Source organism: Marinicella gelatinilytica (assembly GCF_026410405.1).
GTDB classification, from domain to species: Bacteria; Pseudomonadota; Gammaproteobacteria; order Xanthomonadales; family Marinicellaceae; genus Marinicella; species Marinicella gelatinilytica.
Map to the genome: position 1 here is coordinate 20,116 of NZ_JAPMLN010000010.1, position 24,734 is coordinate 44,849.

Here is a 24,734-nt window from a genome sequence, read left to right on the forward strand (position 1 = left end):
CAAAAACATGTTGAAATAAAAGGCCTAACGACCAAGTATATAATGCTTGGTCGTTAATGGGCTTCGTCCCAATTCTCCCCAATTCCATATTCCACTTCTAAAGGCACATCCAAAGTCACCACGCTTTCCATAATGTCTTTGATTTTTTTAGACCATTGCTTTGCTGATTCTTGTTTAACTTCAAACACCAGTTCGTCATGAACCTGCATAATCAGCTTAATATCATCGGCATTTTTAATGCCCTGATAAACTGCCAGCATGGCTTTTTTGATGATGTCGGCGGCGGTTCCCTGCATGGGCGCGTTGATGGCGGCCCGTTCGGCACCGGCACGAACCCGGGCGTTACGATTATTAATGTCAGGAAAATATAAACGGCGCCCAAAAAGCGTATCCAAATAACCTTGCTCTAAAGCCTGTTCTTTAATGCCTTCAATAAAAGCTTCTACTTTGGGAAATTGGTTAAAATACTGCTTCATGTAACCGCTGGCTTCTTTACGTGAAACATGCAATTGTTTACTTAAACCAAAGGCACTCATACCGTACATTAGTCCAAAATTAATGGCTTTGGCGGCACGGCGTTGACTGCTATCCACCGCCTCTAAGGCCACATCGAACACCTGTGAAGCGGTTTGACTGTGGATATCGATACCATCTTTAAACGCTTTAAGTAGCTGTTCGTCTTGTGATAAATGAGCCATGATGCGCAATTCAATCTGCGAATAATCTGCCGCCACCACATGCCAGCCGTCTTCAGCAATAAAGGCTTTGCGAATTTTTCGGCCTTCTTCGGTGCGAATGGGTATATTTTGTAAGTTTGGGTTTGCGGAGGACAGACGTCCGGTGCTGGTGACCGCTTGGTGATAAGAGGTGTGGACGCGACCGGTTTTGGGGCTGATTTCCAGTGGCAATTTATCGGTATAGGTGCTTTTCAGCTTACTTAATGACCGGTGTTCTAAAATAATTTCCGGCAGTTCATAATCAGCAGCCAAATCATGCAACACGTCTTCAGCCGTTGAAGGCTGTCCACCCGGGGTTTTCTTTTTGACCGGAATACCCTGTTCTTCAAATAAAATTTGTTGCAGCTGCTTCGGTGAACCGAGATTGAATTCTTTACCCGCCGATTTAAACGCTTTTTGTTCTAAACCAATTAATTGTTCACCCAATTCCTGACTTTGTTTATCCAATTCAGCTTTATCAATCAAAACCCCGGTTTGTTCCATTGAAGCCAATACCTCAACCAATGGCATCTCCATCTCAGTAAAAACAGCACATTGCGGCTGTTCCTTTAAATCCCCCCAGAGTTTATGGTGTAACTGCCAGGTGATATCCGCGTCTTCGGCCGCATAGTCCACTGCTTGTTTAATCGGGACGTCAGCAAAAGCAATCTGTTTAACACCTTTACCACAAACATCCTCATATTTTATGGTTTGTCGGTTAAGATGAATATTCGCCAACGTATCCATATCATGGCGATTAGCTGCCGGATCCAGAACATAGGATTCAAGCATGGTGTCAAAAGCCAGAGAATCGATTTTTTGTCCGTAATTAGACAGCACGTTTAAGTCATATTTAAAGTGTTGGCCAATAACGTCAACAGTCTTTAAAACCGGTAAAACAATCTGTAAAACGTCATTGACCGCCAGTTGTTGCGTGTCCTCATTATGAGCCATGGGAATATATATGGCCTGATTGTCTTCACAACATAAAGACATCCCTACGATATCAGCCGCTATCGGTTGTAACGAGGTGGTTTCTAGATCCACCGCCACAATACCGGTTTTTTCAACTTTTTTAAGGTAGTTTTTTAAATCCTTGATGTCTGTCACGCAGGCATAATCGACTTTTACTTTGGATTCAGATTGGTCTGAGTCTTCGCTTAATTCAGCAAACCGCTTCATATTAAACTTCTGACCAATTTCATTCAGTGATTTAATGTCTTTTTGGCCAATCTCAAAATCACCCATTTCATAATTAACATCACAATCTTGCTTGATTACCACCAACTCACGCGATAGTTTAAGTTGATCAATACCTTCACGCAGGTATTCACCGACTTTACCTTTAAAGTCAGAGGCATTATTAATGATATTATCAACGGTTTTATACTCGTCGAGCCACTTCACCGCGGTTTTGGGTCCGACCTTATTGACACCGGGAATATTATCGGAAGAGTCACCAATCAAAGCCAGATAATCAATAATTTGTGACGGCCTGACGCCAAATTTCTCAAAAACACCGACTTCATCCATCACCGTGTCGCTCATGGTATTCACCAATGTCACATGTTTAGAAACCAGCTGCGCCAAATCCTTATCACTGGTAGACACCAATGTCTCAATACCTTGCGACTCGGCCTGCTTCGCCAAAGTACCGATAACATCATCCGCCTCCACATGCGGCACCTCGATCAGCGGAATACCCATGGCTTTAATCACATCCTTGGTCGGCTGTAATTGCATCCGCAACTCATCCGGCATCGGCGGCCGAGTGGCTTTATAATCGGCATACATATCATGCCGGAAAGTTTTACCCTTGGCATCAAAAACCACCGCCATATACTCAGGCTTATACTCATCCAGCATCCGCTGAATCATATTGCTAACCCCATATATAACCCCTGTGGGATGACCATCACTGCTGGTCAAACGCCGCAAATTAGGCACAAAAAAAGCCCGGTACAAATAGGAAGAGCCATCAACTAAATAGAGGGTTTTGTTTGCCATGAAAAACTATGAATTTAAAGCCATCATTATAATGCAATGGCATTAATAAAATCAGACCAATCTTGAGTGTTTTGAGTGTGAGTGATAAGTCGATTATTGTTTTGTAAACTAAATTTTTTCCAGCAAAATCATAACATGGGTTTCAGATGGTATTTTCAAGAGCTCATTAGCATTAAGAACTTGATTATAATCTTCAGATTTACCTATTAATGTGATTTGATAACCTTCATCGACTACTGAATGCACAAAGCCTTGAGGATTTTCATATCTCTTGGGGTTAAACTCCATAAGGATTTTTAATTTAGTATTGTCCTGTCTGATTCGTTTTGAGCCATGCCAAAACATTTCCTCAGCGCCTTCGATATCAACTTTAATGAAATCTATTTTTTCATTTTCAGGAATTAATTTATCAAGGGTGTTGCCTTTAACTTTTATTAGATTTTCATTTTCTTTAAGGTTTTCGGGGTTAATGTTATGGCTGTAGAGATGTCCATTCATAGGGCTATTGTTACGAAAAATAAAGTTTAAATCGTCACATGGTTCTTTGTAAATAGCACAATTAAACAACTCAACTTTTGATAGTTGGCCGTTCACACACATCGTATCATTCAAAAACTGAAAAATATTGGGGTTAGCTTCAATAGAATAAACCTTCCCATTATCATTACCCACTAAACCACACATCAGCAAGGTGAAATAGCCAAAATTAGCACCAATATCGATGACAGTCATATCTTTTTTAACTCTTTTGGCAATACATTCTGTATTTTGAATTTCCCAGAAACCTTTTGTTAATAGCTGAGCGCCAAAAGTCCTGTCTCTGGTATCAATAAAACAATGAAATCTGCCTAATACTTTGCAGATACTAACATGATCGCCCAAATAAGAGCTGGTAGCCATTTCTTGGATGGCTTTCAGGTTTTCTGCTCTTAAGTTGGTATTTTGCAATCGGGAAAAAATAAATTTGCCTAATTGATCTTTAATGCCACTCATATTGTTGTAATTCATCTGAACTGTATTTCAGTTAGCATTTAAAAGTCTCATCTATAGTCGGCTGTAAAGGTAATTGCTTAACTAACCATCGATACTGCTCGGTTTTCTTTTCTTCATCTGAAGTTACATGGTCTAAAAAGCCTGGATGTTGGAACCATCGATGGTAATGGATGTGAGTTAGGTCTGAAAATGACAAAGCTTCTGCTCTTTGTTTTAATCTAGGATGGAATGGAATAGGGTAGTTAATACTATTCGGTAGTAATGTAATCTGGTCTTTGTGCTTTTGTGCCGTTAAAGCTAAAGCGACTTGTTCTAAATAAATTGATTTAGAACCGTTTTTGCCAGAGTAAACGCTTCTTATATTAGAATTATAAATACTCTCAAAAGTATTTAGCCACTGACTGAAAAAACCCTTAACTCTTTTGGCATAAACAAAGCCCGCATTGTAATAAGGCCATATCTGGTCTTGACTAACAGTTGTTGTAATTGTCTTTTTTGGCTTATCAATCGATAAAAAGTTATATAATTTCTCCCAGAATTCGTGATTTTTATCAGATCTTCCCAAAGTACCAACGCCTTTATTGTCGACGGGTGTTAAAAAAAGTCCTGAATTTTCTGATTCCATCATAAACTCAAAATCATTTAAAAAAACAGTATCAGAATCAAGTAACATGACATCCTCATATTCTGGAAATTGCGTTTCAAAAAAACTGGCACCAATATGTCCATTGATTAGTGGGAATTCTACAAATTTGGTATTCAAATTATCATTAAAGTGATGGGTTACTTTTTGAGACAGGAAATCCAGTACAGCATGGCTTGGTTTAAAGTTTTCTCGGGGTGAAAATGTAAATATATCAACAGAAAAGTTTTTGCCTTGGTAGAATCTGAATATTGAATTTATAAGCAACATAGCTTGTTGTTCAATATAACCTCGTTCAACAACGAATAAGATTGCGACTTTTTTCTTCATTTGATTTAATAATTTGAGTTAACGTCTGTGCTTATTGTTTAGGCGAATATGATTGTCAGCTACATAGAATTAAGTATAGCCTCTTGATATTTTTTCAGTATACATCAAAGTATAGTTTGTACCAAAATTTGATATTGTTATTCAGAGTGATTTTGGTTTCCTTTCGGCTACGACAGACTTTTTGTCTAAATAGGTACTCAACATAAAGTTTCTGCAATAGAAATTGTTTGTAAATATTCAATACAAGTAATAAATCAAATCAGCAACATATCAATATGATTAAGAATAAAGGTATAATTAATTTTTATCAGTCTACATATTACAATGAAGTATATTCATGGGTATGTCCAACTCACAATTTAAAGGAAAATACTGGTATTACATATAAGTTTAAATTTTACCTATCAACTGAATTGTATAAAAGTTGAATAAGTTGCATTAAATATTTAATGGAAATCAGATTCTCAAATGAAAAGCAAATTATCCAAAATTGAAAGGACTAAATCAAATAAAAGCCAAGGATCAACTACACTTTTAACTCATGTTTTTTACAGCATAAGTTACATCGATTTAAACAAATTATTATGAAGGTTGTCATACTGGGCGGTTGTGGATTTTTAGGTCTGCATATTGCAGAAAAACTTGTTGCTAATAATATCAAAACGGTATTAGTTGATTCTAAAGCAAGATTGCATAAACCTATAGATTTCCATAAATATCAATTGGTTGAAATTGACTACCCGTATAGAGATGTAGAGGTTTTAGAATCAGTTTTAAAAAAGAATGATGTGTTTATCCATTTAGGGTGGTCTCAGGTCCCAAATGATAATTTGTATGGCTTTAAGAAAGATATATCTCAAAATATCTTGATCAGTGCCGAATTGTTCCACTTGGCCAGAAATTTAGGTGTTGGAAGAATTATATTCGCCTCCAGTGGTGGTTCAGTTTATGGTGATTTAGCAGAATCGCCAATAAATGAAAAATGTGCTACAAATCCTATTTCTTCTTATGGGGTTGCAAAACTAGCAACGGAAAAGTATTTAACACTTTTGACAGCCAATTCTCCAACAGATCACATTATTTTTCGTATTGGAAATGCTTACGGTAACCATCTGCTTCCCTGCTCTACAGCAACTGGACTTATTCCGTCGGTTATAAAGGCTCTTATATCTGACAATGAAATTGAAATATGGGGCAATGGACAAGTGATTAGAGATTTTATAAACGTAAAAGATATTGCTAATGCATTTTACTTGGCAACTGTTATGCCCAAAATAAACGGCATTTTTAATATAGGAACAGGAAAAGGAACTTCGATTAAAAACTTAATATCAATGATTGAAAACAAATTAAATAAAAGTGCAAAAATAATATGGTCTGATAATAGAATGTGTGATGTTAAAGAAGCGGTATTAGATTATGGGAAATTCAAAACTTTGTCTCAATGGACGCCTCAAATCTCCTTAGAAAAGGGTGTAAGTGAAATGATTTCAACATATAAAGGTTAAAATCCAAGATATGAAAAATAATCACCAGTCCAATTGTTCATTAGCACTGCTATATTAAATTAAATTTATGTTTTTTTAATTATTAACACTATATTATTAACAGCATTATACTCATATGACGACTCAACAATTATTATTCATAACAGGTTTTCAAAAATCTGGTACGTCACTATTAAACAGGGTATTAATGTCCCAAGATTTTATTGAAAACCCTTTTCTTCCAGAAGGTAAGTTTTTTTGGGGTGATGAGCCAGTTGGAAACCCGACCTCATCACCTTGTGGTGAGCTGTATCAAAAGCACTTGACTAAAAAAGGCTATCAACTATTAGCTGAAGACTTCGAGGTTTCACACCAAAATTTATTACTGAAAAGAATTGAGAAAGCTAATGTAAATGTACCAATTTTGATGAATAAAAACCCAAACCTTGTAGTGAGGTTGCCATGGTTAAAAAAAATTTTCCCAGAATGTAAAATAATTGTGGTGTTAAGAGAACCAGTTGCAAACATTTACTCGTTTTCAAAAAAATTATACAAAAAAAAACAAACGAATAATGACTATTGGTGGGGTATTAAACCTGAAAACTGGGAGGCCTTAATAAGTTCTAATTCTTTGACTCAAATAGTGTCTCAATGGAAAGCTGTTTTTAGTTTTTTAGTTAAGTATATTGATTGTGTTGATTTGTTTATTAATTACAGCTCATTTTGTGATAGCCCTGAGAAACACTTACTAAGAATAGCAAATAATATAAATTTAACAAATGTGGACATAAATATACCTTTTGAAGGCCTAACATGTATGGATGGGGAGTATAAAAGTGGAGGAAGTCTGGAGTCGAAAAATATTTTGTTACGAAGGGATAAGTCATTTGAGATTTCCAAATCTAATCTTACAGATAAAACATATCACCCGTTTTCAGATGATGAAGTAAAGTTTATAAATAATGAAACTGATTCATTATGGGAGTTACTAATTAATAAAACTCAAGACAAACTCATACAGTGAGTGTTTAATTTTGTTTTTCCAGCCTTTAATAAATCTCGTACAAGCTAATCAGGTTATTTGATGAAAATTTGTGGGTATATATGAAAATGACTGGTAAAATCCGTTAATCAGTATAAGTGAATGATTACAAGTTAAATTATTTAGTAATAGTTTGTAGGAATCTTTTCTTATTGCCATTTTAATAAACCGAATTGTTATTAGACTCAATGCTAGGTTCGCCTGATAAGCCTAGTATTCTATGAATTATCCAGACGAGGAGTAGTTGTAATGCTTAGCAAAAACTTAATTGATTTTTTTAATGGAGGAAAGCACAGAAGAATCAGTAAATGGCTGCATTATTTTCCAGTATATGAAACGTATTTAAGACCTTACAGAAAAAAACCGATTAAAATGCTTGAATATGGCATTGGGCATGGTGGTTCTTTACAGATGTGGAAATGGTATTTTCATAAAAAATCTCTAATCGTTGGAGTTGATATTAAAGAACGTTGTAAATCTTTAGAAGAAGATCGAATAGAAATTCGAATTGGCGACCAGGGTAATAATGAAACCCATGATAAAATTCATGAAGAATTTGGCGCGTTCGATATTATTTTAGATGATGGCGGGCATCATATGCATGAACAAATCGTCACATTTGAAAAGATGTTTCCGAGATTGAAAGAAGGTGGTTTATACATAGTAGAAGATTTACACACAAGTTACTCCGAAAAGCATGGTGGTGGGCTTGAAAAACCAGATACTTTCATTGAATACAGCAAGAATTGGATTGACCATATGCACGGTTGGCACAAACGGTTTAACGAGGGTCTTGAACCAAACTACTACACAGAACATATTGCAGGCATTCATTATTTTGACAGTATTGTTGTGTTGGAAAAAAGGAAAAGAGAGAAGCCTGTTACACAAAGAATCGGCCCCGACAGTTTTTAAAATACTGTCATTTTAAAGATGAGTATAATTTCCAGCGGCTATTAGTTGCTTAGATGACCGATTAATTTTTTCAGGAAGCTGAATTTATTTTTCCGAAATTAAATTATATTTGTAGTTATCAGGAAAATTTGATCAATAACTGACGTGAAGTCGGTTTTAATAACAATTCATCATTGGTTGTTTTTAACAGTTCTGCTCCCAGTAAGCTAACTGGTTTTTGGTTGCTTCTTAATGAAATTAGAGATTTGTTATTAAAATTAGCTACATTTATTCTAATTTCTTTATTCTTATAATTAATGTCAAAAGGCATTATATTTATTACTTTGTTAACATAATATTTCATTCTTGTGGTTGGGGTAATAATAACCTCTTTGATTTTCTGGAAGTTATGAGCATATTCCGTTACTTTGAGTGTGTTTTCTGAATAATAAGCTATGGCATTTCTAATTTGCCACAATACTTTAGGCACTTTTATAACCACACTTGAAGTTTCGCCTTGGTACCTCATGGTGTTAATATCAGCACTTCTTTCAAGGGTTGTGCCTTGCATTTCAGCGAAATTATACTGTTTGCTATTTATGCTTATTGAAGTCGGCTTGTGTTGCTTTATTTTTTTAGAGAGGGCCATTTTTGAGATGATGAACTTACTCGGAAAAGCCTTTAGTTTGACAGAAAATTTAATATACTTGTTATTCCCTGACGCTTTTTCTTCAGGAATGTTGGGGACTAATAAATCTACTTTATATAGTCCAGGTTTTTCATCCTGAACTTGCTGATATTTGGATTCATATAACTTATTTTGATTTTCATCATAAATTAAAAATTGAATTTCAAATGCGGAATTAGCGGTTTTGCCAAGTATTTCAGATTCGACATGAAAGCTATCACCAGACTCGCACCTGAAATAACTTCCTCTAACCATAAAGTTCTGTTTTGTAAAATGGTGCTTAGGAAACTTAAAGTTAATATCATTTTGATTTTCTAATCGACTGATTAACAATCCATTGTCAACAGATTTTCTTTCGGTTGAACCCGGTAAAAGTTGATAGCCAATTAATCTATTTACTTTCCTCCCACCAGCAAAAAATAACTCAGTGGTAAACCCAAAATCATCGTTATCATTGATGATTCTTTGGTTATATGATTTATGGAAAAGTTGATTAGAATGTGCAGATAAATAATGATTTTTAAGTTCATATTCGACATTATCAGATAGTTGGCCATGTCCAAAATAATAATTACATTCAGAATATGGATCAAAACTGGTTTTTTGTTTTAGTGAGTTAGTTAAATTACTATAACCTACTTCATCCAAGAACTTATTTTTTGTGGCACTAAAGCACCTGACCAGTAAGCCATTTTTATTAATTTCGAAATAAACTCCTCCCAGATGACCTTGTCCAAATGGCCCCCAGGAGGTAGGTGGGTTAAATCCGCCAATGCGTCCGTTTGAAACATATAAGCGATCATCAAGATTTTTAACCTCATATTGGTGATTGTGACCATGAAACCAACCAAGAACACTTGGATGTGAATTTATAATTTCAAGTAGCTCATCACTGTTTATGATTACTCGATAACTTGTTTCTCCATTGTTAAATGTTGTTCCCGCAATACTGTTATGAGAAAAAATTAATGTGGTTTTATCTCGATTCATTAATAAATCATGCTCAAGCCATCGAATACTTTCTTTGTTAATTAAAATGGTGTCTGTTAATTGCGGCAATGATACAAAGTGAACGCCCTTATAATCAAAGCTGTAATAAGGTCTGAAATTCATGCTGCCAATTTTTGTTGCAGTAATCTCTGTATCAAAAGGGCCTTTGCCTAATTCATGGTTGCCTACTATGTAATGGAACAATGATCTAGGAAACTGATTTGCCATTTTTGATAGCCAATGGTTTCTGGCTTCATTTCTTTCTTTTTCGTTTAAGTATCCATGGTGAATATCTCCTGTATCAAAAACCACATCAAGATTTGGGAACCTATTTTTGATTGTCTGAATAGCTCTTGATTGTTCTTCTATAGAAGGTTGTTGTGCTTCACGCATGCCAATATGAGCATCAGAAATAATAAACCCTGAAATATGATTTTTTTCAGGTAATTGATTTCTGCTGTTATCACAGCTTAATAACAGTCCTGAAGCAGAGCCTACGATTACAGACGATTTAATAAAGTCTCTTCTTTTCATTGAATAACTCAGTTTATTTGGGTCATGTTATTTGTTAGGTTAAGATGTTTTTATTATTTCTTTATTATGCAATATTGCACTTTTCATCTATTGCTAAATAACCCTGTAATGATAACATAGCTTAATGAGACGCGTATTACATATTGAGCAAGGGGTTATTTAAGGGATAAAATTGATTGTAACTTGATTTTATTTATGTATAAAAAGTTGTTGAGTAGCATGTTTAATTTGTGCGATTGATTCATTCAAAAACTTATCTTCAGATACAAAATATGGCAAGGTAATTTTTTCCTGTAATGCAATAATAAGTTGGAGTGAATAATCAGAAATACAACGTTTTAACTCAAGCACTTTCGGGTGGCGTTGTTGATGTTTATTGTAATGATATTCCAATTCTTTTTGATTAGGAAGAATGGGCGCTATAAATTCCTTTTTGATTGTTTTACCGCCATTAATAAAGCGATTAATGGCTCCGGCCAGACCACCAAAGTGACAGACTTTGTCCGTATTTAGATGAGTGATGGTGTTTTTATTTAAATGTAAAGCCAGAGATAACGCTTTACAGGTGTCAACTAAAAAAGGTTCTTTAAGTGCTTGAATATCTTTATGCCCTGCTAAGGTTTTAGGGATTTGACTTTTTCTGAAGTATTGCTCAAATCCTACTTTATAGTTTATATTGGCTAAATTTACAGCAGGTCTTTTAAAAACCGAAAAAAAAGACGTAGCCAACGGTGTTCCTGATTGTGTAGCAATAGCAGATGCAGCAAAGCCCTTATAGTCTGTAGTTGTGTTTTCCGGGCGATCACCGAGACAAACAACATCAAACTCGAGCAATGCGGATTGTATGTCTTCAATAATGGGTTGAGTTGGAAAAATGTCATGGTCCGCGAAACAAAACAATTCATCCTGACTTTGCTCAAAAGCATAATTTAATGCTTGGCCGTGGCTTAGAATCCTTTTTGTTGGGATGTCTAAAATATCGATAAATGAGTATCTTGAAGTGTAAGCTCTTAGTGCTTTAATTTCATCCAGGTTGAACCCATTAGCAACAAGTATAATTCGTTCAAATCCGTATTTATTAAAGGCAGCAGACAAATCTACCAAGTAAGGAAATGTTTGTGGTAAGTGTACAATGTGAATATTCATAAAGCTTCAGCGTAATACTGCTTAATGATTGTTTCTATTGTATCAATCTTCGACAAAAAGTTTTCATCTGATAAATCTTGGGTCGGTTTAGGCGTCTCATCCACATAATGGGATATAAGTTGAAAACAATAACGTGCTGCTGCAAGACGTTGTTGCCTTCTTAAGTAAAAAATTTTATTATCTGTGTCTCTTTGGGAGTTTAAGTTAAATAGCCAAGAGTCCTTTGAGGCTATTTCATATAAATCGGTATCGGTTAAATTATACTGAGCATGAATAAGTGTTTTATCGCCATTGAGCATCCAGGAGCTCATACCGCCAATATGAAGTAAGCTAAGTATTTCAACATGAGTAAACGAATGACGGTCTAATTCAAGTGCCGCTGTTAAAACTTTGCCTGTATCGAGTTTGCGACTCGTTTCGTCAATCCCTTTTTGATTCAAAATTCGTCGAATTTTGTCTGATTTAATTTGCTTAAAAATAGCATTGTCAAATCCAATATTGTATTTATCTATAAGATACTTTATTGTTTCGGTGTGGTAGATACAAAAAAAAGATGCTAAGTTATCACTACCGTCAGGCCATCGATTGCAACGCCCTAATACACCTTTAACCTCGCTATCATCCCAAAACATCGCATCACAGGAAGAAATGGCTTTAATTTTGTTGTTTATCTGAATGTCATTGGCTTGTGAATCAATTGAAATGATGTCAGAATCACAAAAACAAAACCAGGGATCATTGTGTTGAGCTAACAGCACGTTTAAGGTTGCGCCATGTGATAATACCTTTGATGTTTTTAGTTGCAAGTAGTCACATTGTATTTGATTACAAAATGTTCTTAATTCAACATCTTCTTTGTTAGCTAATCCGTTTGCAACTAAAACAATATTAATGTCTTTCCGCTTATGCAAACTCCATAAGGCAAATTTAAGAAATCTTAAAGAATTTGGGGTAATAATAATATAAAACTTAAATGGTGTCATTGTCAGATATCTTGAACCCAAGGGTTTTCTTTCCACTTTAATAAAGTAGGTAATTCATACAACTCAAAATGTAAATTATTAACTAATGTATCATGGGCATCTTTAGAAAGGCTAGACGAGTAGCTTCCTTTATGAGAGTGCTCATAATTGTTTATATCTAATGGTTTAATATTCATGGAAGTTAAAATTTGAATTAATGCTTTGCCAGGATTTTTCCATATTAACTCAGCAGAAAATATATGACACTGTGAAGAAGGAAAATATTTCCATAAATTTAATAATTGTGGATAATATCGACTTCTATTTATATACTGAAAGCGGTCATGAGATCTGCTTTTAGAGTTACCGGCTAATTCCGCATTTAAAGCCTCTTCAAAAGACAGTGATTCGGTTTTTCGATTGACTTCCATATTCCAGGCAGAATAGGCTCGCTGGATTGGATTTCTAAGTAATATAACCCAATTTGCATTTGGGTTGTACTTATGAACTCTTTTTACAGCATTTTGGCGAAAAATATAGTCAGGCGATATATCGCACAATATTTTAGTGCTTGAATTTATTTCAAAATCGCTATGATATCTATCTATTGCTGATGACAGGGGTATATTGTTAGTAAAATTCTTATCTACATCAAAAAAGTGACCCTCTTTTTTGCAATGAACTGAAATATTTTTATGATGGCGAAAGTAATTACTAATAGATCTAGTTCCTGACTTTTGAACACCACCAATAAAGGCAGACACTAAAATTGAATTAGACATAAAAAAAGGCGGTTAAAACCGCCTTTTATGGTATCACGAATAAATGAATATTCAATGTAGATTATTAATTTGATCCAATGAATGTTTGACGACGGGATTCAAATTCATCAAAATGTAATTCTTCGTTTCCAAGTACATTTGCATAAGCTTGTGTTGCACCAACAGTACCGATATTAACGCGTTTTACACCTACAAGTAAGTTGTTATCAATGCCGGTCTGTTCCCAGTTAGGTGAAGATTCAACGTCGTTGTTTACCCAAATACGACACTCGCCTGTACCGGCTCCCATTTTAATTTCAACTTCAACAACATTCCAACCTGGCTGCAAAGTGACAGTACCTGGATTAACATCATTAGGATCTCCAAAACGAGCGCGGTTTCCAGGTGAATTCAAGTCACGACAAAACCCTCCAAGACGGGCTTCATTATTGCCTAACCCAACAATAAACATTTGCAAAATAGAAGGTCTTGCGCTTATATCAATATTAGTTCCAACTTGATTTTCGAAATTTCCTGCAACAAATGCTTTTGTACGATGTTGAGGCCCCATTGCATTATTCATTATATTAGTTGCATCAACATAAAAACGAGCACGATAGCTTGTTTCTGCTGAAGCCAAATCGTCGCGTACAGTACCAATGCCGTTATTATTAGGACCATGGGTAACTGTTAGTTTGCAATCAGTACCTGCAGCTCCAGGGCTAGTAACAGCAAAAGAACCGCCGTTTGCGGCATTACTAATATCCCAAGCAGCAGGTGTTGCTGGGCAAGTTTGTGCATATGCGCTCATGGATAAGCCAAATAATGCACAAACGCTTAAAGTTTTAAAAATTTTCATTTGTTGTTCCTCTTAATTAAATGATAGTTGTGGCCATCAAAAGATGTAGACCTAATATTGAAAACGTAAACAGATTTAAAAACGGTCAAATTAAATTATAAATTATTTATTTTGTTTAATTATTTGATAATTGATTTTTGCAAAATCAATCTGTCTCTTAAGTTAGTCTAGTTATAAATTTTGATTAGCATTAGTTCAATCTCATAAACCCAATTGCTTCATCTTCGGAATTAATTTGGGGTATCTCTGGGAGGGATTTTAGCAGAATTTGACCGTAGGGTTTGGTTTTGAATCTTGGGTCGCAGAGGATGAGGAGGCCGTGGTCGGTTTCGCCGCGGATGAGGCGACCGGAGCCTTGCTTTAGGGTGAGGGTGGCGTGGGGAATTTGTAGTTCCTTGAAGGGGTATTTGCCTTGATTTTTGAGGTGATTTTCTTTGGCTTTCTGTATTGGGTCATCGGGGTGCAGGAATGGGATGCGGTCGATGATGACACAGCTGAGACCGGTGCCGCTGACATCGACGCCTTCCCAGAAGCTGTAGGTGCCAAGTAGTAGGCCGTTACCGTCATTTCTGAATTCTTCTAAGATTTGGGAGCTGTTGCTGTCGCTTTGTACATATAAATTTCGGTCGATGGCGGCTTGTTCAAAAAATGCTTTGGCGGCTTCGCGGTTTCTTTTCGCGGTGAACAGGAAAAATATACCGCCTTGTATGGTTCGGATAATCGGCAGCAGGTATTGAAACAGCTGAATGTTGTAATTGTGGTGATTGGGTTCGGGCAGTCTGCCAGGTTCCGGTAGCAATAATCTGGCTTGTTGGCGGTAATTAAATGGACTGTCTACAAATAGGGTTTGGGCGTTATTGAAACCAGTTTGGGTTTGAAAGTGGTTAAAACTTTGGTTGACGGTAATGGTGGCTGAAGTCAGGATCCAGGCGGCGTCGATTTTGGCTTTAAAGCGACTTAAGGGCCCGGCAACATCTAAGGGTGATTTGTGCAGGGCAAAGCGGTTGTTACCGGCTTCGTACCAATAGACATGATCTGTGCCATCTGCTTTCATCATGTCGCTCAGTAGATCCAATAAACCACCGAGTCGCAGATAGCATTGTTCAACAGCTTTATCGGCGGCGACCATGGATTCCAGGGCATTGAGTAAATCGCGGCCATTTTGTTCAAATAAGCTCAGTTCATTACTGATGTCTTCGTTATTAAGCAGTTCTTCCATGGAGCGCCGGTTGTCGAGTGCCACCATGGTGCTTTGGGCTTTTTTTAGGCTAATTTCAAAATCGAAAAAGCTGTCTTGGATGGCGGCAAATCCACCTTTAACTTCGCCGACGGCGGTTTTAATGTCGACCAATAAATCTTTGCATTGTCGGCTGGTGATGTTTTGACTGAAAAATCGCTCGGCGATGCCTGATAATTGATGGGATTCGTCAATTATGATGACTTCTGCATTGGGTAGCAGTTCGCCATAGCCTTCTTCTTTGAGCGCCATATCGGCGAGCAATAAATGATGATTAATGACCAGAATGTCGGCATTCATGGCGCGATTTCGTGCTCGGTAAACAAAGCAGTCATTGTAAAGCTGGCAGTCTTTACCGAGACAGTTCTCTGCCGTTGAGGTGATTTCTCGCTGGACAATGTTGTTATTGAACTCGTCACTGAGTTCTGCTAAATCACCTGAGTCAGTTTGCTCAATCCATATGGGTAGTTTTCGATAAAGTGTTTTGTTGGCCGGGTATTTTGCCACGGCTTTGTGCAAAGACTGTTGGTAGCGGTAATGACAGAGATAATTATTGCGACCTTTGAGGAGTCTGATTGTTGGGTTTTTTTTGAATTTAAGTTGTGATAATAGAAAGGGCAAGTCCTTGTTAAATAGTTGATCTTGTAGATTTTTGGTGCCGGTGGAGATAATGGTTTTTTTGCCGGATAATAAGGCCGGGACCAAATAAGCGAAGGTTTTACCGGTTCCGGTTCCGGCTTCGGCGATCAAGGTTTTATTATCGCTAATGACATCGGCAATGGTTTGGGCTAAATCAAGTTGGGTTTGGCGTGGTTGAAAGCTGTCCATAGCCGTGTCCAGCAAGCCTTTTTCACCTAATACGCGTTCAATATCCATGAGGCTTATTGGCAATCATTGAGCGCGGCCAAAGCTCTTGTTTGTACATTGATATCGCCCATGGCTTCGGCCGCCAGTGCCAGGGTTTGTCTGGATTGGCTGCACAGGGGCTCAGTTTTGGGCCCGGTGTTAATCACAATATCGGCCCAATAGGCAGCTTGTTGGTAACGGCCTTCGGCGAGGTAGGCTTCGGCCAGGCGTTGTTGGATTTCAGCGGTGGCCGGGCTAATTTGCAAAGCCCGTTGTAAATAATTAATGGCTTGAGACGATTGGCCTTGGCTGAGAGCTTGATCAGCTTGTTCCAGTAGCGGTCGCACAGAATTCGGCGCTTGGTTTTGGCTGGTGATGCGCGGTTGTTCGCTGAGGTCTTTAACTTCGGCTTTGCTGCTGTTTTGTCTTTGGCTGCAATGGCTGAGCATTAAAACAACGATAATAAGGCCGGTGACTTTAAATAGTTTGTTCATGGTGGCTGGGATGACTATAAGGTAGGTAGTTTAACGAATTTTTTTGGGATTTGTTATGGCTTGGAGTTTAAAAGTTATTTAAGTTTGCTTCTAATCCAAGTTGGTTTTTTTCTGCAATCTAAAACAGCATAAACATTTATCTCTTGTTGGTCTGTTTGATAATAAATTGCGAATGGAAATTTATTGGAGAGTTTTCGGTGAAAATGATTGAAAACTATTGGGTGAATACCTGCCGTTGAAATCAAATCCTGAATATCTAAGTAAAGTGATTCTAAAAAGTAATGTCCAATACCACGTTGTTGCTGCTCATAAAAATAGTAACCTTCAATTAAATCATCTTTTGCTGAGCCAAGAATATTGAGTTTCATTGAATGGCTTTGTTGATAAGCTTTTTGGCCTCCTCAAAATCTAAAAATTTATTGGGGTTTTTTTGAGCATCTTTATGGCGTTTTTCCAAAATAGTTTTATGCCATAGCGGTGATGGAAATTCTTCAGGTAAGTTAGTTAAGGAATCCCATAATCTTTCCATGGTGTCTAATTTTTCTGATACGGTCATTTTATCGATGTGTAATTCAGGTTTCATTTTGATAATCGCCATTGTGTTCAATGAAATTATAGCATGATGATGCGTTGTTTTTGATTATAGATTTTTAAACAAATTAGCCCAGAGTATCAGGGCACCGTTGCTGCCTGAATAGGGTGTGGGTTGGTTGTCATCGCGACCAACCCAGACGGTCATCAGATGATCTTGGTCGAAACCGCTGAACCAGCTGTCGCGGCCGTTGTTGGTGGTGCCGGTTTTACCGAATAAAGGCTTGGGCAAATCGAAGGTGGTGGTAAGTCGACGGGCGGTGCCACGGGTGGTGACGGCATTTAGGGCTGTGTTAATTTGATCAATATGTGCGATTTGGAGGTTTTGCTTTCGGGGTTGTATGGCGCGTGACAGCACTTTGTTGTCATTATCTGTAATGCTGATAATGGCATTAATTTGGGTGGTATTGCCGCGTGACGCGAATAGACTAAATAGATGCTGAACTTCAAAAGGTGATAGTTCAATGGCGCCGAGAAATAATGCCGGATGGGCATTGTGTTTAATGGATAGTCCAAGTTTATTTAAAAACTTAAGCAGTTTATCAAGCCCGATTTTTACCCCTAAATCGACGGTGGCTTGGTTTCGAGATTGTACCAGGGCTTCCATAGCGGTGATGTCGCCCAAACCTTTGTTGTCCCAGTTTTGAGGTTGCCATGGGCCTTGCGGGGTTTTGATGCTAATAGGACCGTCATGTAGTTCTGTGTTTAAATCAAAATCTGACAAAGTTTCCAAGGCAGCTAAATAAATAAAAGGTTTAATCAATGAACCAATTTGGCGCTTTGCTAATAACGCCCGGTTATATTGTGAGCGTGGGTTTTTAGAGCCGGTGAGTGCCAGTAAGCCGCCGGATTGACTGCTGCTGACGATAATGGCTGTTTCCACTTGATCAGACAGCCAGTCATCGGTTTTTTGTGCCGTTTGGCTGGTGCGGTACTGAATGTAGGGATCTAAATGGGTGAATACCCGCAGTCCATTTTGTTTCAATTCGTTGCTGGAGAAACGGTCACGAATTTGTCGCTTAACAACATCGATGTAGTTGTCATAGTCGCCTTTGAGTTGCCGGCTTTGTGACAGCTGCAGTGCTTTATTTCTTGCTTGCTGGTGGGTTTTGTTATCAATTATGCCGGTTTCAAGCCAGCTGTTGAGCACCACATTTCGGCGGGTTATGGCACGTTCTGGGTGTTTATAAGGGTTGTACCAAGAGGGTCCTTTAATTAAGCCGATTAATGTGGCTTGCTCAGCTATAGTGAGTTGTTGGATGTTTTTAGCAAAGTAAAACTGAGCGGCTTCAACCACGCCATGAATCGCGACCCGACCATTTTGGCCCCAATAAATTTCGTTAAAATACATGGCCAAAATATCACGTTTATTGAGCTTGGTCTCCAATAATGTGGCAGCCAGTAACTCGTGTAATTTTCGTAAAAAAGTTTGTTCGTGGTAATGGAGTTTGTTTTTGACCAGTTGCTGCGTTAATGTACTGCCACCTTGTACAATGCCACCGGCCATTAAGTTTTTAACAGCCGCTCGCATAATGCCTGACCAAGATACGCCATGGTGGTGCTTGAATTCTCGGTCTTCGACGGCTTGCAGGCCCATTACCATGGTGTCGGGAATTTCACTCAGGGCAATCGGTCGACGGTTTTCAAAATCCTGGTTGAAAAAATGGCCGATGACTTTGGGTTCTAATCGGGCTAAGGCGGGCGTGATATGTTCAATACGATTATTGTTCAGGTTAAGTTCTATGCGGGTGGCCTGGTCATGACCATCTGCAAAATGAAAGCCCTTAGAATAAATCTCATAATGACTGCCTTGTTGACGGTATTGGCCAATCCCCGGGGTTGTGTTGACCGGTTGGTAGCCCAATAAATCCAATTCATAGTTCAGTGCAGCAGCGCTGAGTCGGCGATTGGGATAGAGCTCCAAAGAGCGTGCAAAAATAACCGATGGTACTTCAAAGGTGTCATTGGCAATGGTGGTGGTTACATGGTTAATGTAAGCATACCAGGGCACAGACAAGCCTGCCATCATGCCAGTTGAAAATAACAGAATACGTAATAGCCAGAATTTGAATGAGGTGGTCTTTTTTGTCACAAAATGCGGCAAGGTTCACATAAAATAAGGCGAAATATTAACATGAGATTAAAGTCTTGTGAGTACAATAAGCTTGTTCATAACAATTAATGAGGAAAATTATGCGCATGAAAACGCAATTACTATCAATTTTAGGTGCCGGTACAATGTTTGCCGGTGTAGCCGTTGCCGATACCACTTTAATTTATGGTGATGACAAAGGCCAGGAAACAACCCGCATGATGTTAACTGCAGACGTGGTTAAGGTAACCACCAATGCTGACGCCAACGCAGATGTCATATTTGACGGCAACAAGACTGAATTTGTGGTCATCAACCACGATGAAAAAAGTTTTATGGTTTTTGGTGAGAAAGAAATTGAAGCCTTGTCCGATGTCTCTGCCATGATGGATCGGATGATCGAAAAACAAATGGCCAATATCCCCGAAGCCCAACGTGAGCAAATGCGCGGCATGATGGAGTCCATGATTAAAAGTCAAATGCCAGAACAAAAGGCAGCCCCGACTTATCAGAAAAGTGGCGCCACTAAAGAATATAATGGCTACAGCTGTGATGTGGTGGAAAAAACCGTTGCAGGTAAAACGACTGGAGATTTTTGTGTCACTGATTACGGAAAACTCGATGTGGCACCGGGTGAATATGCAGTGATTGCCAAGTTTATGAAAATTGCTGAAAAAATGGCCTCTCAATTTGGTCAAGACACCAGCATGAATTTTGACGCCATTGGTCAGGTTTTACCGGTCTATTTTAAAGATGCGGGACAAACCGGAATTTTGATGGATGTTAATAACGACAAGCTTGATGCGGCTTTGTTAACTGTACCAGAGGGCTATAAACAACAATCTTTGCCTGAAGAAATGTTTTAAAACCAGCAGTTAAGTTGATTTAAAAGCCTCGAAATTATTTTCGGGGCTTTTTTATGTGTATAAAAAGCTGATGGTTTTGGTAGAATGCGCGCATGGCAAAACGGTTTGAAGTTGTTTATTACAACAGTCGTCAGGAGCAAACGACTGGTGAAGAATACCGGTGTTTAATTCCTGAATTAAATGCTGATTTATTGGCGTGGGTTAAATCTCATTGTTCAGGTACAGCTGTCATTTTTATAAACGCTGAAGCAATTTTACCGAAACATTGGCAACAGCGATTACTGGCCCCCTTTGCTGATAGTACGGTGTCTGCGGTTACGGCTTTAACCACCCGTCATTATTTATTGTCGCCACTACCCGCTGATGATTTATTTCCAGGCGATGCATTAGATTTAGATGCTTTGTTAAGTGTTATAGCGCCTGCAAAGACCTACTTAGCGAATACCTATAACCCGGCTCTATTGGCACTGGCTGACATTGATCAATTAATGAGTTTGGATTTGGTGCACGTGACGGCTAATTTGTTGGTGCAAAAAAATGATGTACCTTTAACAACTGAACAACCCGATATTGGTGACCAACATCCCTTGCCGGCTCATCCGATGGCGGCCATCCAATGGTTAATCTCTCAGCAAAAAATAACGAAGGTTTGCAGATTTGATTATCCGCTGTTTAATGATAAACCCAATTTATTACATGTGGTTATGGATTGGGGTGGCGGGGTTCGCCAATGGTTACAAGATTATATCGCGGCCGATGGCTTACATAATCACTTTGTACTTATCAGCAAGGGAGAATTTTACCGCCAGTCTTATGGCGAACAATTCACATTGTATTATGGTGGTTGTGAGGGATTATTACTGGCTGAATATGAGTTGTCGCCCAGTATTGACACGGTGATGGTTCATCACCAACCCTATCAAGATATGTTACGGCAAATCATGGCTCATTATGCGATGAGCGGCGTCATGGTATCGTCTTTAATTGGTCACTCTATGGATTGCTTGAGTACCGGCTTACCGACAGTGCGGGTGTTACATGATTATTTTCCCCATTGGCCGGGTTTAATGGCGCGGTTAGATGCTGATGTCATTTATAAAGAAGATATCCAAAAAGCCATATCTGATAAAGATGGCACACCTTTTAGTGATGTCGATGGCCGCCAAGTCAATGTCTGGCAGCGTGCTTTAAATAAAAAACTATCCGATAAACAAGCACAAATTGTGGCACCGGATCCATCGGTGATTGTCAACATCCAAAAACTTCCACACAGCGATTGCTATCAAAAAGCGGTGGTAATCAGCCATGGTGTCACACCGCTTAAACCCATCCAATACCAAGCCAATAAGAAACCGTTTACGGTGCTGGTTTTGGGCCGGTTAATTGCCGGCAAGGGTAAGCAACTTCTGCAACAGTTGGTTGCTCATGAGCGTTTGTCAGATGTGCATTGGTTGTTATTAGGCAGTGGTGATGACGGTGATGATTTTAAGAATTTTAAGCAACTAAAAATCATTAAACATTATCAGCGGCATCAGTTGACAGAGCTGTTGAATGAAGAATTGCCGCAGATGGCTTTGATGCCGGCGGTGGTCTCTGAAACCTTCAGTTATGTGCTCAGCGAACTGCAAATGCTGGCGATACCGGTGTTGGCGACGCGTGTCGGGGCCTTAAAAAATCGTATTCAAGATAATGAAACGGGGTTTTTGGTCGATGCTGAATGTGAGGAAATTGCAGAAAAGATTTCAGTCCTGAAGCAACAAGCAGACAGCCGGCAAATTGTGCATAACAAGCTGTTAGACATCACCTGTAAGTCGTTATCTCAGATGGCTACAGATTATCAAAAACTGTGGATTAATTTAAAGCTGATTAAGCCTGTCCGTGAATATCAAGGCTTGATGTCGGCAGATATTAAGGCTGAACGCTTACAGCGCTTAGCTCATCAAAGTCGGCAGTTAATGGCTTATAACCATGAATTGAAACAAGATCTTACGGAAAAAATCGATTGGGCCAAGGGTTTAAATCATCAGATTAAACACCTGACTCACAATTTAGAATTAGCGAAAAAAGATTATGATGATTTGGACCGGCAGTTGACTCACAATTTAGAATTAGCGAAAAAAGATTATGATGATTTGGACCGGCAGTTTGCACAAGCTCGGAATGTTTATGAGCAACGAACCGCAGATTTATCAAATGAAATAAGCGATTTACAATTGTCAATGGCAGAATTAAGTCATCAGTTACAGTCCGCACAGGCAGAAGTGGCTGAAATTCATCGACAAAAACATGAATTAGAGCACCAGAAAAATCAATTAAGTCAACAACAACAGCTTATTATTCAAGAACGTGATCAGGCCCGGGATTTGGTTGATCAAATGATGCGTTCACGGTCTTGGCGTTTAACGCGGCCACTGCGCGGCGCAACACGTGTGGTACAGTTGGTCAAAAACAAAACCAGTTATCGTTTTCGGCAAATGGCCGGTTTACCGAAACGGGTCAAAAATAGCCTCAAAACCCGGGGTGTCAAACCGACAATACAGTTGGCTAAACAGAAATTAAGTAAAAACCAATCTCAGGTTGCTGACAAGGCCAAAGCAATCAGTACAGATTATCAGCCTTTAAAGTTGAACACCTCGGCACAACCGCTGGTCAGTGTTATTATTCCGGTTTATAACCACTTTCAGCATACCTACCATTGTTTACAGTCAATCAGTGAAATCAGTGATAAAACCGCATTTGAAGTGATTGTGGTGGATGATTGTTCCAATGATGAAACCCAGGAATTAATGCCTTTGGTAACAGGGGCTCGTTATCATCGGCAAGCAAAAAATGGCGGTTTTATTCGCAGTTGTAACCAGGGGGCACAATTGGCGAAAGGCGATTATTTGTTGTTTTTAAATAATGATACTGAGGTGAGTGATCAATGGCTGGATGCCTTGCTTGATACCTTTACAACACATAAAAATGTGGGTTTAGTCGGCAGTCAATTACGTTATCCCGACGGTCGTTTGCAGGAAGCAGGCGGTATCGTTTTTAGTGATGCTTCGGGTTGGAATTACGGGCGCTTAGAGTCGCCTGAGCAACCTGAAGTGGCGCATGTGCGCGCGGTTAGTTATTGTAGTGGTGCCAGCATTATGGTGCCAACAGCCTTGTTCAAAAACTTAGGTTATTTTGATGAGCGTTATGTACCGGCTTATTATGAAGACACCGATTTGGCATTTGCGGTTCGTGCCGCCGGTTTACGGGTGTTGTATCAACCACGCAGTCGGGTGATTCATTTTGAAGGCATTTCATCAGGAACGGATGTAAGCACCGGGGTTAAGAAATACCAAGTTGTTAACCAACAAAAATTCGCTGATAAGTGGCAACAAGCATTAAAAAGTCAGCCGCCACCGGGAACAGCCATTGAACAAGCCCGTTATCAAGAAACTAAACAGCGAATTTTAATTGTTGATGCCTGTACCCCGACGCCGGACCAGGATTCAGGTTCTTTGCGGATGCTGAACTTAATTCAAATTGTGCAAGAATTGGGTTTTCACGTCAGTTTTATGCCGGAAAATATGGCGCACTTTGGTGCTTACACTGAACAACTACAACAATTGGGTGTGGAATGCGTTTATGCCCCAACCTACACATCTCCGGTGGATTATTTAGCCAAAAAAGGCCGCTATTTTTCTTTGGTTATTTTATCGCGTTATTATGTGGCGCAACCCTTATTAAAATGCCTTGCTGATTATGCGCCTAAAGCAAAGTTATGGTTTGATACCGTTGATTTACATTATCTACGGGAACAGCGCATGGCTGAGTTGGCAAATGATAAACAGGCTTTAAAAACCGCCAATCAAACCAAAACTAAGGAGCTGGCGGTGGCCAAAGCTTGCGATTTGACGCTGGTGGTGAGCCCGTATGAGCAGTCAGTTTTGGCAGAAGAATTACCGAATCTATCGGTGTCGGTATTATCCAATATCCATGAAATTTACGGCTCTCAAAAAGACTATCAGGAACGGCGTGACATTGTCTTTATGGGTGGTTATCAACACACGCCGAATGTGGATGGTATTTGTTGGTTCGTGGATGAAATTTGGCCACAAATTCATGCCGCATTGCCTGATGTGGTTTTGCATATAGTGGGGTCTAAAGCCCCCGATAAAGTGATCCAGCTGGGTCAGAAGCCGGGAATAAAGTTTCATGGCTTTGTGGAAGACATTGCGCCGCTGATGTCTGATGTGCGGATTGCTGTTGCGCCGTTACGATTTGGTGCCGGGGTTAAAGGTAAGGTCAATATGTCCATGAGTTACGGTCAGCCGGTGGTGGGTACCACGGTGGCTGTGGAGGGTATGTATACCCAACATGAAAAAGATGTTTTGATGGCTGATGATGCCGATGGTTTTGCTCAGCAGGTCATACGTCTTTATCAAGATGAAGACTTATGGCGTGCCTTGTCAGCCGGTGGGCTGGATAACGTCAAACGTTATTTTTCTTTCAATGCCGCGAAAAACGTGATTGCAGATTTGTTAAAAGATCATTGCTCATTGCGCTAAACTAAACTGATTTTT

At 38.8% G+C, this 24,734-nt stretch carries 18 protein-coding genes and 1 pseudogene; 6 read left to right on the forward strand and 13 right to left on the reverse strand.

The window, feature by feature from the left end; translation table 11 throughout:
- Positions 1–53: 53 nt before the first annotated feature.
- From polA to OS173_RS07850, 3 genes are all read right to left on the reverse strand, one after another.
- Positions 54–2,723 (reverse strand): DNA polymerase I, encoded by a 2,670-nt coding sequence (polA, locus tag OS173_RS07840; RefSeq protein ID WP_267183719.1) that lies wholly within the window; start codon positions 2,721–2,723, stop codon positions 54–56.
- Positions 2,724–2,831: 108 nt separating this feature from the next.
- The gene (locus OS173_RS07845) at positions 2,832–3,716 is read right to left on the reverse strand and encodes an FkbM family methyltransferase (protein WP_267183720.1); all 885 of its coding nucleotides are present in this window, start codon (positions 3,714–3,716) and stop codon (positions 2,832–2,834) included.
- A gap of 31 nt (positions 3,717–3,747) precedes the next feature.
- Entirely contained in the window at positions 3,748–4,689 is a 942-nt protein-coding gene (locus OS173_RS07850) for a glycosyltransferase family protein (protein WP_267183721.1), read from the reverse strand.
- A gap of 584 nt (positions 4,690–5,273) precedes the next feature.
- Here OS173_RS07850 and OS173_RS07855 point away from each other — a divergent pair.
- From OS173_RS07855 to OS173_RS07865, 3 genes are all read left to right on the forward strand, one after another.
- Positions 5,274–6,197, forward strand: coding sequence for an NAD-dependent epimerase/dehydratase family protein (locus tag OS173_RS07855; protein ID WP_267183722.1), 924 nt, complete (start codon positions 5,274–5,276; stop codon positions 6,195–6,197).
- A 115-nt stretch (positions 6,198–6,312) separates the two neighbouring features.
- Positions 6,313–7,200 (forward strand): sulfotransferase, encoded by an 888-nt coding sequence (locus OS173_RS07860; RefSeq protein WP_267183723.1) that lies wholly within the window; start codon positions 6,313–6,315, stop codon positions 7,198–7,200.
- Positions 7,201–7,467: 267 nt separating this feature from the next.
- Positions 7,468–8,133 carry a class I SAM-dependent methyltransferase gene (locus OS173_RS07865; protein WP_267183724.1) on the forward strand — a complete coding sequence of 222 codons (666 nt, stop codon included), beginning with the start codon at positions 7,468–7,470 and terminating at the stop codon, positions 8,131–8,133.
- Positions 8,134–8,251: 118 nt separating this feature from the next.
- Here OS173_RS07865 and OS173_RS07870 read toward each other — a convergent pair whose 3' ends face one another.
- The 10 genes from OS173_RS07870 to OS173_RS07915 form a co-directional block, all read right to left on the reverse strand.
- Entirely contained in the window at positions 8,252–10,324 is a 2,073-nt protein-coding gene (locus tag OS173_RS07870; protein ID WP_267183725.1) for a metallophosphoesterase family protein, read from the reverse strand.
- 189 nt (positions 10,325–10,513) lie between these two features.
- Complete coding sequence (locus OS173_RS07875; protein ID WP_267183726.1) at positions 10,514–11,470, reverse strand: glycosyltransferase family A protein; 957 nt, start codon at positions 11,468–11,470, stop codon at positions 10,514–10,516.
- Positions 11,467–12,453, reverse strand: a complete 987-nt coding sequence (locus OS173_RS07880; RefSeq protein ID WP_267183727.1) for a hypothetical protein — start codon at positions 12,451–12,453, stop codon at positions 11,467–11,469. The genes OS173_RS07875 and OS173_RS07880 overlap by 4 nt, the downstream gene beginning before the upstream one ends.
- 2 nt (positions 12,454–12,455) lie before the next feature.
- A complete protein-coding gene (locus tag OS173_RS07885; protein ID WP_267183728.1) occupies positions 12,456–13,214 on the reverse strand; it encodes a sulfotransferase domain-containing protein in 759 nt (252 codons plus the stop codon).
- A gap of 64 nt (positions 13,215–13,278) precedes the next feature.
- A complete protein-coding gene (locus tag OS173_RS07890) occupies positions 13,279–14,052 on the reverse strand; it encodes a hypothetical protein (RefSeq protein WP_267183729.1) in 774 nt (257 codons plus the stop codon).
- Positions 14,053–14,242: 190 nt separating this feature from the next.
- Complete coding sequence (locus OS173_RS07895) at positions 14,243–16,165, reverse strand: ATP-dependent DNA helicase (RefSeq protein ID WP_267183730.1); 1,923 nt, start codon at positions 16,163–16,165, stop codon at positions 14,243–14,245.
- Between the two features lie 5 nt (positions 16,166–16,170).
- Positions 16,171–16,629, reverse strand: a complete 459-nt coding sequence (locus OS173_RS07900; protein ID WP_267183731.1) for a tetratricopeptide repeat protein — start codon at positions 16,627–16,629, stop codon at positions 16,171–16,173.
- 74 nt (positions 16,630–16,703) lie between these two features.
- Positions 16,704–16,997 carry a hypothetical protein gene (locus tag OS173_RS07905; RefSeq protein WP_267183732.1) on the reverse strand — a complete coding sequence of 98 codons (294 nt, stop codon included), beginning with the start codon at positions 16,995–16,997 and terminating at the stop codon, positions 16,704–16,706.
- Complete coding sequence (locus OS173_RS07910) at positions 16,994–17,212, reverse strand: addiction module protein (protein WP_267183733.1); 219 nt, start codon at positions 17,210–17,212, stop codon at positions 16,994–16,996. Before OS173_RS07910 ends, OS173_RS07905 begins: the two co-directional genes overlap by 4 nt.
- 57 nt (positions 17,213–17,269) lie before the next feature.
- Entirely contained in the window at positions 17,270–19,312 is a 2,043-nt protein-coding gene (locus OS173_RS07915; protein WP_267183734.1) for a transglycosylase domain-containing protein, read from the reverse strand.
- Positions 19,313–19,419: 107 nt separating this feature from the next.
- Here OS173_RS07915 and OS173_RS07920 point away from each other — a divergent pair, with 107 nt between their 5' ends.
- From OS173_RS07920 to OS173_RS13470, 3 genes and pseudogenes are all read left to right on the forward strand, one after another.
- On the forward strand, positions 19,420–20,178 hold the full coding sequence (locus OS173_RS07920) for a hypothetical protein (RefSeq protein WP_267183735.1): 759 nt from the start codon (positions 19,420–19,422) through the stop codon (positions 20,176–20,178).
- A gap of 1,067 nt (positions 20,179–21,245) precedes the next feature.
- Positions 21,246–21,941 (forward strand): annotated as a pseudogene (locus OS173_RS13465) (glycosyltransferase); the annotation flags it as partial.
- Positions 21,942–22,652: 711 nt separating this feature from the next.
- Positions 22,653–24,719, forward strand: coding sequence for a glycosyltransferase (locus tag OS173_RS13470; RefSeq protein WP_456085708.1), 2,067 nt, complete (start codon positions 22,653–22,655; stop codon positions 24,717–24,719).
- Positions 24,720–24,734 lie beyond the last annotated feature (15 nt).